The 14,764-nt window shown below is 57.3% G+C and carries 12 protein-coding genes; 7 read left to right on the forward strand and 5 right to left on the reverse strand.

Translation table 11 applies throughout. The annotated features are described in order from the left end of the window. Positions 1-25 precede the first annotated feature (25 nt). Genes LA5095_RS25650 through LA5095_RS25665 form a run of 4 tightly spaced genes read left to right on the forward strand, consistent with a single transcriptional unit; the run spans position 26 to position 4,324 of the window. Positions 26-1,006: a tripartite tricarboxylate transporter substrate binding protein gene (locus LA5095_RS25650; protein ID WP_055120443.1), complete on the forward strand. Its 981-nt coding sequence runs from the start codon at positions 26-28 to the stop codon at positions 1,004-1,006. Between the two features lie 59 nt (positions 1,007-1,065). Then, the gene (locus LA5095_RS25655; protein WP_235808897.1) at positions 1,066-1,578 is read left to right on the forward strand and encodes a tripartite tricarboxylate transporter TctB family protein; all 513 of its coding nucleotides are present in this window, start codon (positions 1,066-1,068) and stop codon (positions 1,576-1,578) included. A gap of 1 nt (position 1,579) precedes the next feature. Then, the gene (locus tag LA5095_RS25660) at positions 1,580-3,103 is read left to right on the forward strand and encodes a tripartite tricarboxylate transporter permease (protein WP_055120216.1); all 1,524 of its coding nucleotides are present in this window, start codon (positions 1,580-1,582) and stop codon (positions 3,101-3,103) included. 27 nt (positions 3,104-3,130) lie between these two features. Continuing rightward, positions 3,131-4,324, forward strand: a complete 1,194-nt coding sequence (locus tag LA5095_RS25665) for a CaiB/BaiF CoA transferase family protein (RefSeq protein ID WP_055120217.1) — start codon at positions 3,131-3,133, stop codon at positions 4,322-4,324. A 136-nt stretch (positions 4,325-4,460) separates the two neighbouring features. On the opposite strand, the gene LA5095_RS25670 is transcribed toward LA5095_RS25665, so the two are convergent. Both LA5095_RS25670 and LA5095_RS25675 read right to left on the reverse strand, forming a co-directional pair. Next, entirely contained in the window at positions 4,461-5,105 is a 645-nt protein-coding gene (locus LA5095_RS25670; protein ID WP_082442967.1) for a class I SAM-dependent methyltransferase, read from the reverse strand. Next, positions 5,089-5,511: a hypothetical protein gene (locus tag LA5095_RS25675; protein WP_144436166.1), complete on the reverse strand. Its 423-nt coding sequence runs from the start codon at positions 5,509-5,511 to the stop codon at positions 5,089-5,091. The genes LA5095_RS25670 and LA5095_RS25675 overlap by 17 nt, the downstream gene beginning before the upstream one ends. Positions 5,512-5,627: 116 nt before the next feature. On the opposite strand from LA5095_RS25675, the gene LA5095_RS25680 reads away from it, so the two are divergent. Together LA5095_RS25680 and LA5095_RS25685 are read left to right on the forward strand one after the other, a co-directional pair. Further along, complete coding sequence (locus LA5095_RS25680; RefSeq protein WP_055120223.1) at positions 5,628-6,542, forward strand: LysR family transcriptional regulator; 915 nt, start codon at positions 5,628-5,630, stop codon at positions 6,540-6,542. Between the two features lie 274 nt (positions 6,543-6,816). Further along, on the forward strand, positions 6,817-8,121 hold the full coding sequence (locus tag LA5095_RS25685) for a S8 family serine peptidase (RefSeq protein WP_158510440.1): 1,305 nt from the start codon (positions 6,817-6,819) through the stop codon (positions 8,119-8,121). 3 nt (positions 8,122-8,124) lie between these two features. Here the strand turns inward: LA5095_RS25685 and LA5095_RS25690 are convergent, their stop codons facing one another. Together LA5095_RS25690 and LA5095_RS25695 are read right to left on the reverse strand one after the other, a co-directional pair. After that, positions 8,125-10,170 carry a trypsin-like peptidase domain-containing protein gene (locus LA5095_RS25690; protein WP_055120225.1) on the reverse strand — a complete coding sequence of 682 codons (2,046 nt, stop codon included), beginning with the start codon at positions 10,168-10,170 and terminating at the stop codon, positions 8,125-8,127. 282 nt (positions 10,171-10,452) lie between these two features. Continuing rightward, entirely contained in the window at positions 10,453-10,704 is a 252-nt protein-coding gene (locus tag LA5095_RS25695; RefSeq protein WP_055120227.1) for a hypothetical protein, read from the reverse strand. Between the two features lie 610 nt (positions 10,705-11,314). Here LA5095_RS25695 and LA5095_RS25700 point away from each other — a divergent pair. After that, positions 11,315-12,211, forward strand: a complete 897-nt coding sequence (locus LA5095_RS25700) for a hypothetical protein (protein WP_055120229.1) — start codon at positions 11,315-11,317, stop codon at positions 12,209-12,211. A 192-nt stretch (positions 12,212-12,403) separates the two neighbouring features. Here LA5095_RS25700 and LA5095_RS25705 read toward each other — a convergent pair whose 3' ends face one another. Beyond that, on the reverse strand, positions 12,404-14,731 hold the full coding sequence (locus LA5095_RS25705; RefSeq protein ID WP_055120231.1) for a trimethylamine N-oxide demethylase: 2,328 nt from the start codon (positions 14,729-14,731) through the stop codon (positions 12,404-12,406). Between the last annotated feature and the right edge of the window lie 33 nt (positions 14,732-14,764).

Genomic DNA, 14,764 nt, shown 5'->3' on the forward strand with positions numbered 1-14,764 from the left:
GCCCCGGCGTGTCCGGGAGGAAAACATGACACTTATAAAGATGACCCGTCGGGTCGTATTGGCGGCGGCTGCCGCATCCCTTTCATTTGCAACGCCATCATTTGCCGAAGAAGCAGTTGACAGCATTCACTTCCTGATTCCGGGTGGTGCTGGCGGCGGCTGGGACGGTACAGCGCGCGGAACGGGCGAAGCCCTGACCAAGGCTGGTCTCGTTGGCTCCGCGTCATACGAGAACATGTCAGGCGGCGGCGGCGGCAAGGCCATCGGGTACCTGATCGAAAACGCAGACAGCAACCATGGCACGCTCATGGTCAATTCGACACCCATCGTGATCCGCTCACTCACGGGAGTGTTTCCGCAAAACTTCCGTGACCTGACACTGGTCGCCGGCACGATTGGCGACTATGCCGCTCTCGTTGTGCCCGCCGACAGTTCGGTCAAGGACGTCAACGGTCTCATCGACGCCTTCAAAGCTGATCCTGCGGGAACTGCGATCGGTGGAGGTTCGGTTCCGGGCGGAATGGACCATCTGGTTGCTGCCATGGTGTTTCAGGCAGCCGGAGCTGATCCGGTCGCTATGAAATATGTCCCCTATGATGGTGGTGGCAAAACGATGGCCGGCTTGCTGTCCGGCGAAGTCCAGGCTGTTTCGACCGGCTTTTCCGAGGCCGTAGAACTGGCAAAGGCCGGTGAAGTCCGCATCATCGGTGTCACGGCGCCGGAGCGCGTCGATGCCTATCCGGATGCCGCGACCATGGTCGAGCAAGGAAACGACACGACATTCGTCAACTGGCGCGGGTTCTTTGCCGCACCCGGTTTGCCGGCAGATAAACTGGCCGCATATCAGGCTGCGATCGCAAAGATGTACGACACCCCTGAATGGGAAGAAGTCCGGGCACGCAACGGCTGGGTGAACATCCACAATCCCGGCGACGACTTCCGCGTGTTCCTGGAAGGTCAGGAACAGACCATCGGCGATCTCATGAAAAAGCTGGGCTTCCTTTGAGCCACGACCGGCAACGCTGACAAGAAAGATACGTTCGGGCTCGCCCGAACGTATCACCCATGAAAACTACGGGGGGAACGATGGCGCTCGATCGCTGGCTGGCATTGGTCATCTTGCTGATCTGCCTGGCCTATGGCTACGCAGCTTACTTCACCATGGACGCGCTTTTACCGCCGATCATGAAACGCAGTCCAATCTGGCCATCAAGCTTTCCGAAAGTCTTGGTTATCGGAGCCATTCTGCTGTCGCTGAGCATCTTGCTGGGCCTGGAAAAATCTCCCGACAAGTCGGACGCGGCGGATATCAATCTGTCGCGTTTGCACGAATACAAGGTCGGCCAGGCGGTTCTGCTCCTGGTCCTGATGGTGGCATATGCGCTTCTGCTTCGTCCTATCGGTTTTCTTGCGGCGACCTTTCTGTTTCTGAGCGTCGGCAGTTTCATTCTCGGTGAGCGCCGCTTCGGTTTGATGATCCTCGTTGCGGCAATCGCTGCCGGCACGGTCTGGTATCTGGTGGACGTGGTGCTTGGAATATTCCTGAGCCCGTTCCCGATGTTTTTGAGTGGAGGCTGAGATGCTTGAAGGACTTCTGGCAGGCCTTTCGACGGCCTTCACATTTACCAACATCATGATGGTGATCGGAGGCTGCCTGATCGGCACGTTCATCGGCATGCTGCCGGGTCTCGGCCCGATGTCGATCATCGCCATCATGATCCCGGTCGCCATCACGATCGGTGATCCGTCGGCCGCCCTGATCCTGCTGGCCGGAGTTTACTACGGCGCGGTATTCGGCGGGTCGACTTCGTCCATTCTCATCAATGCGCCCGGCGTCGCCTCGACGGTGGCAACGTCTTTCGACGGATATCCGCTGGCACGAAAGGGCCAGGCGGGCAAGGCGCTGACCGTAGCTGCGATCGCGTCGTTTTCAGGAGGCACCATCGGTGCCATCCTGCTCATGGTCTTCGCGCCGGCGCTGGCGTCGGTCGCACTGCTGTTTCATTCTTCCGAGTATTTTGCACTGATGGTCGTAGGCTTGTCGGCGATCGCCGCATTTGCCGGGACGGGCCAGGTCAGCAAGGCTCTGCTGATGACATTCCTCGGATTGATGATGGCGACTGTCGGGGAAGGTGTGCTCTTCAACGCGCCACGCTTCACGATGGGGGTCATGGACCTTCAATCCGGTTTTGGTTTCATTACGCTGGCCATGGCGATGTTCGCATTGCCGGAAGCCATCTTCCTCGTGCTTGATCCGGGTCGGTCCAAGACCGGGGATGGCAGCGACAGTGGCAAGATCAAGAATTTGCGGATAACCAGGGAAGAGGCGCGCAAGATTACACCGGTCATCGGGCGCCAGTCGCTCCAGGGGTTCTTCATCGGGGTTCTTCCTGGCGCCGGCGCAACAATCGCCTCGTTTCTGGGTTACGCGGTCGAGCGCAACATCGCATCCAAGGAAGAACAGGAAGAATTCGGAAAAGGCTCCGTCAAGGGCATTGCCGCACCGGAGAGCGCGAACAACGCAGCCTGTACAGGGTCCTTCGTTCCGCTTCTTACCCTGGGTATCCCGGGATCCGGAACAACCGCGATCCTGCTGGGTGCGCTGATTGCGCTCAATGTCAGCCCGGGTCCACGCCTGATGGTGGACGAACCGCAAATCTTCTGGGCGGTCATCATTTCCATGTATCTCGGAAATCTGGTGCTTCTCATCCTGAACCTGCCGCTGATCCCCTATATCGCCAAGGTCCTGGCGGTTCCGCGCAACTACCTGATCCCGTTCATTTTGTTCTTTACGCTGATGGGTGCCTATATCGGACAGAACAACGCGACCGAACTCCTGCTTCTGGTCGGATTCGGGATCTGTGCGACGCTGTTCCGTTTTGCGGACTACCCTCTCGCGCCGCTCCTGATAGGGTTCATTCTCGGCCCGCTGCTGGAGAACAACTTTTCGCGGGCAATGCAGCTTTACGACGGAATTGGTTTCGTCTGGGAACGTCCGATGACATTGGGATTGCTGATACTGGCCGTCATGCTGGTGGTGTTGCCCGGATATCGGGCTCGCCGCGCGCGGCTGCGGGCAGAAGGCGTGGCCGACGGGGATTGAGCCGGACCGAACAAAAGGAAACGCCAGGTGTCAAAACCCCTTGCAGGCATTCGGGTTCTTGACCTGACCAATGTTCTTGCCGGCCCTTTTTGCTGTCATCATCTGGCACATCTCGGTGCCGAGGTCATCAAGGTCGAGGCTACCGGTCGAGGCGATCTTGCGCGTCGGCTGGGCGCTGATCCGGACCTGAACGACAAGGGCATGGGCGTTTCCTTCCTCGCGCAGAATGCCGGCAAGAAATCCGTCACGGTCAATCTCAAGCATCCAAGGGGAAAGCAGCTCTTTCTCAAGCTGGTGAAGACCGCAGACGTGCTGGTTGAAAACTTCCGTCCGGGAGTGATGAAGCGGCTTGGCGTCGGTTACAATACGCTCAAGAAAGAAAAGCCTCAGCTGATCTATTGCGCGATCTCCGGGTTCGGACAGGACGGACCCTGGGTCCACCGGCCGGCTTACGACCAGATCATTCAGGGTGCATCCGGCGTCATGTCGATCACGGGTGACAGCGAAAGTGCGCCCCTGCGCGTCGGATATCCGGTTGCCGATACCGTTGGAGGCATAACTGCCGCATTTGCCGTCGCCTCTGCTCTGAACGCCTCGCCGAGAGGTAGCTTCATCGACGTCTCCATGCTTGAATCGGTGCTGGCCACCATGGGATGGGTGGTTTCGAATTATCTGAATGCCGGCGTTGAACCGGCCGCCAACGGAAATGAAAACGTGACGTCTTCGCCCTCCGGGGCCTTCGAAGCAGAACACGGACTTCTCAATATTGCCGCAAACAAGGACGAGCAGTGGATTTTGCTAACGGACCATCTGGGACTGGGCGCGCTCCGCGAGCGACCGCAATACGCCACGCGTGAAGACAGAAAGCGAAACCGCCTGGCTTTGAAAGCCGAGCTTGAAACAGTTCTGAAAACACGGCCTGCGCGCGATTGGGCCAAGGAACTCAACAGGATAGGTGTTCCATCCGGTGCGGTGTTGACTGTGCCGGAGGTTCTGGCAATGCCACAGGTCGCAGATCGTGGTTTTCTGAAGACGTTCCAGGACGTGCCCGGTGTTGGCCGGGATATTTCCGTGACGACGACAGGGATCAAACTGGACGGAGAAGCCCCACGTGTCGACGATCCTCCGCCTCTTCTTGGCGAACACAACAATGAAATCTGGACTGACCTCGGTCTCAGTGAAGCGGAGTTGACCGAATTGGAGAACGACGGCGCGCTGTGATCCTTGTGAGCAGCCACCTGTCCGATTGATGCCCGACCGAAATACCAGGCATGGCGCCAGGGCAGACCCCTCGTCGTCCTGTGCTCATGCCCGTGTTCCCGTGTGCAGCCTGCGGACGCGGGAGTTGGGCCGGTGTTCAGATGTGCAGGATCATCGCGGCCGCGGGACCGTTGCAATACAGCGGCTGCATTCGTTTGACCCTTGCTGCTGCGGCTTGCTCGCAGAGTGCCTCCTGGCTCAGAAATTGTCCGCGGCCGGTGAGTGCGATGTGATGGCGCATGGCCATGCCGAACAGGGAGCGTGTCGGTCTGTCAGCACAATAGACAAGAAAGATGTATCCACCGGACCGGGTCACACGCACGAACTCGCTCAATGCCGACTGAGTTTCGGAAATCGTTTCGATGCCCCAAGTACAGGTCAGAAGATCAAAGCTGTTTTCCGCAAACGGAAGATTTGTCATGCATCCCAGCACCCGGGTCGCTGGAATGTCTGCGCAGGTTTCCAGCATGGTTCTGGAGGCATCAAGCAGGACGAACTCGATACTCCCATCGGTTCCCGACATCAGGCGGCGAGCCATATCGCCGGTTCCGCATGCAACATCAAGCACATTCATTCCGGGTCGCAGCGAAGCCGTCAATGCTCCTTCGATTGCGCACTGCGCCTCACCGCCGGCATGACGTAACCATCGCGAATGCGATCTTGCATAGCGACTGCCGCTGAACACGTCAGGGCGAGGCAACCGACGCAAACGCAGGGCACCGGGATCACAGGTCCGCATCATTGCCTGGTACAATTCGAACAACAGATCCCATCAGCCGACCAAGACCGACGCTGTGATGCTCGATGCCGGAGCCCTTCTTGTAGACATTCGTGCAAAATGTTCTTCCAGCCTCGACAACGTCAATGCAGTAGCTTGAGTCGGCTGAAAGCTTCCAGGTTCCGGTAATCTTTCGAGCAGGAAGGTCCGCGGCGAATGTCCCGTCGTGACCATAGTAAAATGGAGACAGACCGCCTTTGCCGAACGCACCGTCACCGGGCAGGACATCAATGTAGACCGTGTTGCCCTGCAGATAGCCTTCCACCTGTTTTCCAGCGAGCCTTTCAGATTTGTCCGCAGCTGAACCAGTGCTGAGACCTGCGGCCAGAACGGCAAGGACAAGTATGTGTTTCTGGAATGTTTTGAACATTTTTTCCCTCTTGAATACCATTGGAGATCCGTAGGTCATTCGCGCAGGGCAAAATTCACACGCGCAAATCCATAAATCAAATTGATAGAATTTATAAATAATATATACTTTTGATTATGTTGGATATTCGACTGCTCCAGACACTGATTGTTCTTGACGAAGAAAGAAGCGTGACATCGGCCGCCCGGCGCATGGGGGTCAGTCAACCGGCCATGAGCACAACGTTGCGGCGCTTGCGGGATCTGTTTCAGGACCCGTTGTTCGTTCGTGCATCCAACGGCCTTCTCCCGACAGATACCGTCGTCGACTTGCTGAAAAAAGCGCGGGAAATCGTGCGCTTGGTCGACACGCTGGAAGCGGAGAAAACTCCCTTTGACCCAAAGATAGCGGAGATGGAAATTCGCATCTCGGCATCGGACTTCGCGCTGTCGAGCATCTTGCCAGGTCTGATACGGAAGCTTCAAAACGACGCTCCGAATGTCAGGATAACGGTTGCTCCACTGGTGATCGACACAGTCGTCGACTCATTGGAAAATGGGTCTCTCGACCTGACGGTCCTGCCGAATTTTCTGGCGCCGGACAACATGCAGATCAGAAGGCTTTTTGAAGCTGATTTCATTTATCTCATGCGGGACGGTCATCCATTGCTTGAGGAGCCGGTCACGCTGGCAGCTCTGTCCCGATGCGAGCATCTGAGGGTTGTGCCGATATCCGTCCATCGTGCGAACCGCATCGAGAAAATATTCGGCAACGCCGGCCTGAACCGCAGAGTGCGACTGACGCTGTCCAACTATGTCTCGGCGTTCGAAGTTGTGAGAAACACCGATCTGATCATGTTGACACCACGCAACATCGTTCGGGAGCTGGGTGTCGGGTTTGCCACGTGCGAACCACCCTTCAAACTCGACCCGATCGCAATGAGTCTGATCTGGCATCCGAGGAAACAAAACTCGAAATCGCATCGCTGGGTGCGTGATTATCTGGCCGAGGCGGTCAGGTCTGCTCCGGAGGCGATGTGTCCGGCCGATTGATTTCTCGAGGTTCATGCGCAAACAGGCAGCGAACCATCCGGGCCTTCGCACGCGAGAACACCGCGTCGGTGGAACGGACACCGGAATAAACAGACAGTGTGGCTGGATTCCTCCGGTTTCGCAGAGCCATATTGGCGCTGGCCCTGCTGACCGCTTGCGCCGAGGATCATCGAAATTTCCTGATCCGGAGATATCTGGCACTGGTTCCCGCTAACGACTAGTCTGCTACCCAGGAAAATCATCCGATTGTCTTCGCAGAAAAATGCGGGAGCTGGTGCCCATTCTTGAATACGTTCTCACATATTGCACGCGCGCCGTACCTTGTGTGCTGTTGACGCTGTTTTTCAATGTGGCGTCGCATGCCGGGTCGCCGTCCAGTGCCAGGGACTGGATCCGGCAAGCCACCACGCATGTCTGCGGCAAGGCGGATATGAGCGGTCTTCAGATACAGAACGCTCTTGCAGGCAGCTGGCTGCTTGAAGAAAACTACCAGCCAAACGAGACCGCGCCTGTCAGGACAAGCTTTCGACTGGCATTGCCGGGAGGCGATGAGATGACACTTGAATCGCGCCTGGCCAACGGAATGCTTCGTCAATTCCGCGCTTCCTATTCAAATTTCGACGGCAATGAACTCAGACCGGCTCTTCTTGCGATTGCCGATGGTAGCTGTACGGTTCGCTCTGCCCGCGAGATCCGCGAGGAAGAAGGCCCCTGGATCTTTCTCGATCAGCTCGAGGATGACCTTGAAACACTGAGGTGGGCAGAAACACTTCAGGCTCCCTGGCCGGAAGGTGATGACCCGGGTGGTGTCAGGGTCGCACTCGTCGATTCAGGACTTGCCTACGATCTGCCGCTCCTTGCGAGCCGCCTTGCGCGCGACGACGACGGGGAGCCAATCGGATTTGATTTCTGGGACATGGATCCCTGGCCTTATGACGGAGACACTTCCCGCGGGCCATTTCTGCCGATACGGCACGGAACGGCTGTTGCCTCCATATTGGCACGAGAGGCCCCGAACGCCGCGCTCGTCCCCTATCGCTATCCACGGCCGGACATGAGCAGACTGACCGACCTGGTCGAACACGCTCTCGAACATGGGATAAAGATCATCGCCATGCCGCTCGGGAGCCGGAACCCGGATGATCGGAAAGCATTCGAAGACGCGCTGAAAGACAAGGACATTCTGGCAATCGTCTCCGCCGGCAATGACGGACGGGACATCGACAATGACCCTGTCTACCCGGCGGGGCTGGAGCTTGAGAACATCCTGACGGTCACGTCCGCAGATGCCTTCGGCAGACTGGCGACTGGTTCCAACTGGGGTGGCAAAAGCGTCGACATCATGCTGCCTGCGGAAAACATCGAGGTGACGGATTTCAGAGGCGCCACCGGCGTGACATCGGGATCAAGTTATGCGGTGCCTCGACTTGCCGCGCTGGCAGCGCGCATTCTTGCCGATGACCCGGGTCTTACGGTACCGGAACTCAAGGCAAGGATCCTCGAACGCGCATCACCTTCCCCGTTTGAGCGGCAAGGCGCTGTTGCGACAGGATGGATTCCCGACCCGGATACAGATTGAGCCTTACCTGCGCCGCGGCGCGGGCGGCGCACTGTCAATGAAACGGCGTGCCGCCTGTGCTTGCCTCGGATCTGCCTTCAGCAACGCCCGATATCCCGCTTCGGCCAGTTCCGGATCGCCGCCCCAAACACCTGATTGAATGGAAAACCGAAGCGCCTGCGGGTCGTCGGGCGCAGCCTTGAGAAGCCAGCGGGCATGGTCGGTCATGTCTTCAAAACGGGTCGCCAGTTGCAGCGAAACCAGAAGAGACATCCGGGAATTGATGGAGTTCGGCACCTGATCAGACGCTTGTCCATGAAGGCTTATCGCGGCGTCGAAGTCCCCCGCCTGAGCCAGAAGGCGTCCTGCTTCCAGGAGCTGGCCATGGTTCGACGACGCTTTGCATGTTTTGGAAAGCTGTCCAAGCGCCTCTTCCTGCCGTTCACCTGCCAGAACGGAATCGATGGCGGTCGCACACGCGGCGAAATTGATCCCGAGCCGGTTCGTCATCCTGGTGGCTTCGGGACTTTCCCGCTGCTGGAGGAGCAATTGTATCGCCGCGACAGGTATGGCCTCGTACCTGCCGTCTCCACCACCCACTGCGATGCCTGCAAGGTCTCCGTCCCCGTCGACCAGAGCTCCACCGCTGACGCCGGGTTGCATGCGGGCACGCACGTGGAGCCGCCCGAGATCGGCTCCTTCCGCAGGTGCCAGAATAAGTTCACCCGGCTCGAAGACACGCACTTCCCGTCGCGCAATGTCGGCACCAATTGCGTAGTATGGTCCTTCTGCCGGTCTTGCCGACGCCGGATCTAGTATCTGTCCGTCTTCGGGCAATCCATCCACCTTCAAAAGGACAAGATCACCGCGAAAGGCTGACGGAACGACCTTGGCGGTTTTCGAACCGCCGGGAGTATGAACCGTTGCATCCTTGCGGTTCCCAACCACATGCCGGTTGGTGACGAGCAGGTCGCTCGCGATCCTGGTCGCACTGCCGACCGGATCGAAACTGGACACCGGAAAGACAGCCTGGCGCAGCGCGCAGACTGCAGACGGATGCGGGCAATCCGGATCGGAATTTTTTTGTACATCCAAATCCGGCTGCCTGGTCGGCTCAACGAACGACAAACTGACAGTCTTCTCCGCACCACCTCTCAGCACCCCGACATCCACAACGGTCGTTTGTGGTGGCAAAAGCGCGAGCGCCGTGAGCGCGTCGCGTGGTGTGCGTGTTCGACGGGATCCGATCTCCAATATCAGGTCACCGGTTTCGATACCGGCGGCGTGCGCCTTGCCACCTGCGCGCACCGTTCCAACAACGGGTGCGGCAACCTTTGCAAGTTGGGCGTTGTCCGCGGAGCCGAGTCTCCAGTCAGCAGACAGGTATTCGACCTTGCCATCTGCAAGAAGGGCGTCGGTCACACGCATCAACAACTTGGCTGATACGGCAAAATTCACGCCGATATTCGCATCCGCTCCGGACGCAAAAATGGCGGACATCATGCCGATCAACCGGCCCTGCGCGTCGACCAATGCGCCACCAGAGGAGCCCGGGTTCGCCGCGGCGTCTGTTTGAACGAAATCCTCGACCGCATTGAAGCCCGCATTTGTGACCCCGACCGCTGAAACGACGCCGCAGGTGACGGATAGTCCAAGTCCGAATGCATTGCCGATCGCGCAGGCCGGCTGCGCCAAACCAGGGGCAGGGCTGATTTCAAACGGCACCAGATCCGTCTCGACCGACAACAGCGCAATATCGCTTGCCGCATCGCCGGCGATCAGGCGAGCCGGCAATACTCTTCCATCTGAAAGACGAATATCGACACGCTCTGCAGGTTCCACGACATGGAAGGCGGTTGCGATTACTCCGCGCCGCACGACCACGCCACTGCCTTCCGGCGCGGTACCGGGAGACGCGCCTTGTCCGCCTTGCTCGTGTCCGGGCCATACAGGAAGGACGGAGACGACGTGTTCCAGCGTTTCCTCAGGCGTTGCCGATAACGGAGCCGTGGTCAGGAACAGGCACACAATCAAGGCAAAAAAAACAGAAAAACCAGTACGACGAGGCATCCAAAGCTCCGGAATTGGGATGAAACGCAAGTCACGTTTTCAGGTCGTTTGAACTTAGACCTATCGGAGCTTGTCGAAAAGCCGGCCCTGACATCTTCGACCTGTCAGTAGCTGGTGACACGGACTGACATGCATGGCGCCCCGAACCGGGCAAGCCTGAACGAAACTCTGTAACCAAGAAGCTTCGAAACAGTAGCCTACCCAAGACAAGCCCGCGCTCATCTGACCCGGCATGAGCCTGAGGTTGTCACTCGGCAAAGCTGCTTTCCGGAGTTCGTTTCGTCAGGCCGCGTCGGTCTGGTCGAGATCGCCAAGTGCCGCACGATTGCCTTCCTCGATGTTGTACATGACAATTTCTATGGCATGCTCCGGTGACAATCGCGTTTCGTCCTGCAGGGCAATCAGGTTGCCGACAACCTGGCTGGAGACTGCAAGCAACTCTGCAGGGCAGAGCGTATCCTGGTATTTGCAAAGGACTCCGACCAACTCCTGACGCAGAGTAAAATGTGTGTTCGACGGGACAGCATACTTCATGACCTAACTTCCTCTAAACGCACTATAAAAAACAATTCACCATCAAAATTCGGCTCGAGGCCGGATGTTCGTCATGTTGCAATCGGGTGAAAGAAGGCGTCACGAACCGCTCGGGTCAACCAACAAAGGTCGCCACCTTCCAAACAATACTAAGCACTACTAACAATAGAGCGTGAATTTCAATAATCAGACACGCACTTAACAGGTGACAATTTCACTGCAAAAGCCACCTATGGAATATTACTTGAAAAGTTACCTAATTTCAATTTTGGCTCATCAACGCCACATCCCCGTTCAAATTGGCCTGTCGAGACCGAATTGATCAATCGCGGATGTCCAGTGACTGTGACAGTCAGCACCTGGGACGCAGTGCCAACTTGGCATAAGAGGCAAGGGAAACATCAAGTTCCGACTTTCAGCATCCATGCGTAAACAGAGGAAGAAGATTGAGCACTCAGATTTTGAGTTGCATCGTCCCGTCAGCTTACGCGTATTTCAGGCGCATCAGATTTCGCGAAAAATTTCATAGCCCATTCGGGTGATGTACCGTCTCGAGCACGCGATATAATTTAACAATTACTTAATGAATGTATTTTGAGGGGGAATTCCAATGAAAACCATTTTTGGACCTGCACTCCTGCTTGGCGCGATTGCAATCATGCCTGTGAGCGCGAACGCAGCGCCGTCTGTTCTTGCAAATACGCAATTTACTCTCGGCTCGACCTGCAGTTTCAATTCCTCCGCTTCGGGGAGCGTTGCGGCCTCCTGCGGGTCCTATTCTTCAGGCGATGGCATTGATGCCCGTGCCAGTTTCGGCAGCATCGGCATCAGAACGAAGGCTGCAGGACCGAGCAGTGTCATCGGCACAGGCACACCAGAGGAAAATGACTTCTGGCGCGGCGCAGCAGCCATGAACGACACGCTTTCATTTTCGGTCGACAGCGGAACCTTCCGGCTTTTCACCGATATCGCGATCTCCCTGATCGAGGAAGTCAGCGGTTCTTTCGGCGGCAGTTCCCTGCCCTTTGGCCGCAACATTTTTTCTGTAAGGATCGGCGATGAAACGATCTTCCAGCGTAGGCACGAATACACGAACAGTTTGACAACGGGAGTTGCCAGTCTGTCGTCCACCGACGACTTCGGGTCAGCCGGAAGAGGTTTCGTCGATCTGGCGTTTACCGGAGGATCGCTCGACCTGCACGCAAGCCTTTTTTCGGAATCCAGATGCGGAGCCATGCATACCGGGAACTTTTTCAACAAGACCGGCTCATGCCTGCTCGGGGTAGACGCCTTCAACAGCTTGCGGCTAATCGGGTCGTCCGTCTTCGATACGGATGGCAAAGAGGTATCCGGTGGCTTTACGAGCTCGGAGAGCGGATTTGACTATTCTGTCGGCGTCCCGCCGCACGGCCCTGTTCCAATTCCTCTTCCAGCCACACTTCCCTTGCTTGCCGGCGGCTTGGCTGTTTTCTTTTTCGGCCGCAGAAAGACAACACAGACCGGTTAAGCCCAAGCTCAGACAGACAATAACTTCAAGCTTACTCTTCCTGTCACCCTGACGCAGGTAACTGCGTCAGGGTGACTTGGCGATTGGCCATCTATCAGCGCTTTCGTCAGCTGTTAAAGGCATACACCGACTCACGTCTCATCCGTACCGACTTCCGTTTTCCGTTACGTCGGCTGACGTGATCAGCGTCTTTCAGGCGCTCGCGCGCGTTCTTTGCGGGTCCATGAAAGGAGTGTCGGAAACGCTGGCACCAAGACGCTTCATGCGCCCGTCGAGTTGACCGATTTCGAGATACGTTCCGTTTCCCGCCTGCTCGACGGCGATCCGAGCCATTGCAATTGCACGTTCCAGCGTTGGCGAACGTGTGGCGGAGGTGACGATGCCAACCTGCCGCTCGCCGGCATAGACCGGGGCACCATGCGCAGGTACATCATCACTATCGATCAGAAGCCCCTTGAGCAATCGGCGAGGGTCGCGGGCATTCCGTTCCAGCGCCCGCCTGCCGGTGAAAGATTTCTTGGCAAGATCGACCGCAAATCCCAAACCGGCCTCGAAGGCATCTATACCCGGCGCGATTTCGGCGTTCCGTGCGGCCAGCCCGGCTTCAATACGCACGATTTCGAGGGCAGCACTTCCCATCGGTACAATGCCGAATTCCTCACCGGCTGCCATGACTGCATCCCAGATTTCAATCGCGTCGGATTTGGAGCAGAAGATTTCATAGCCGAGCTCACCGGTGTATCCGGTTCTGGACAGCAGAAATGGCGCTCCCTCGCGATCCCTTAGGCGAGACATTGTGACACCGAACCATTTCAGTTGATCGAGAGCCGGGACCTGAGGCTGTGTAAACACGATCTTGCGCAGCAGATCCCGCGCTTTCGGCCCCTGAAGTGCCAGATTCGGAAGGCTTTCGCGGACATCGTGAATACGAACCTGCAAGCCAAGTTCATGCGCAAGCGCTTCAAGCGCCCGGGCGCTTTCTTCCGCACCGCAGCACCAGCGGAACAGGTCCGGTCCCAGGCGCAACAGGGTGCCGTCATCGATAACGGTTCCGCTGTCGTCACACATCAGCGTGTAGGAGGCGCGCCAGACCGCAAGTTTCTCGACATTGCGCGTCGTTGCGAGCTGCATCAGTTTCATGGCGTCCGGGCCGACAATGTCGTATTTGCGCAAACCGCTCATGTCCTGAATCGCCACAGCCTCCCGGCAAGCCCAGTATTCGCCCAAGGTTCCAAAAGCGGGATAGCTGACCGGAGCCCAGAGATTGCGTGCGGGTGCGAAATGCTGTGTCAGAACAGACAGCCGCTCGTGGAACGCGGAGTTCTGACTGGTGGTCATGGGAGCGTCTTCCTTTTCGCGATAGGCCACGGCACGTCGCATAGGTTGGTCCGGTCGGTAAATGCGCACGTGAACATCCGTCGGGTTCCAGCCGTTGATCGCGTCGATGTCATCCGGGCAGGCCGTAGACACACAGACAAGATTTTCCATCGCCCGCATGGCGACATAGTCACCGGGACGCGAATAGGATTCGGCGGTCTGGATCGTGTGGTCGTCCGGATCTATCCAGGTATTCCAGAAGAAGTTGATCGCAGGCCAGGCCGACCGTCGCGCGATACCATATGGGTCGAGTACTTCTGACATGTTGTCCGAACAGTTCACATGCCCCGGATAACCCCGCTCCTCGTAACCACGTGCTGTACAGGCCAGGCCGAACGTATCGTGGCGGCCGCAGGTATCCTGTACGACATTGAGCATCGGACGCATTTCGCGATCATAGAACTTGTCGAACAGACCAGGGCCGGGATAGGCGCGTCGCACCATCGACCGTGTCGCGGTGCTGTCTATCATCCACTCCTCTCCGGCCATCAGGGCGTCCGATCTGAAGGCCGTAAAGTCGGAACATTGCTGGCCTTCAACATCAATGATCTGAACGATTTCACCCTTCTTCAATTCATAGGCCAGTCCCGTACCCCGAGACACGGTGAATTCGTCGCGCGTTTCGCCCAAAAGTGGGGGCAGAACAGGACCTGAAACCACTGCAGGCTTGTGACGAACAGACACGGGTCCACCCAAAGAACCGCAGACCAGGTCCTGCGAGGTCGACTGGTAGATCAGCCACAGGTCAACAGGCCGTTCTGCCTTCAGGACCAGCACTCCCGACGAAACCGCAACCACGTGAGCGGCGATTGCATCAAAGTCCCGACCGCCGTTTGTGGAGATCCAGCCAGCGAGTTCGGCACTGTCGAATTTGCTAAAATTCATTCTGGAATTTGAAATCAGCCCGAGCGCATCAAGAGCGTCGCCTCCTGCCCCATCAAAAGCGACCAATGCCAACTGGTCCTTCGCGGACATATCTTCGAGCGAAAGAAGATCACCGGGTTTCACTTCGAGATGGACAGATTCACGCGGGGCCAGCCAATAGTCCCTTGCATGCGTCGGCTTTCTGAAGCCGGGAAAGCTTCTTCCCGGTGTTTCATGGCCGACATTGTTGAAAGCGTAAAGTACGGATTGGCCGCGCATTTCAGGGTTTCCGCCGAATGTAACTAGTTACAC

It is taken from the genome of Roseibium album (assembly GCF_001404515.1).
GTDB classification, from domain to species: Bacteria; Pseudomonadota; Alphaproteobacteria; order Rhizobiales; family Stappiaceae; genus Roseibium; species Roseibium album.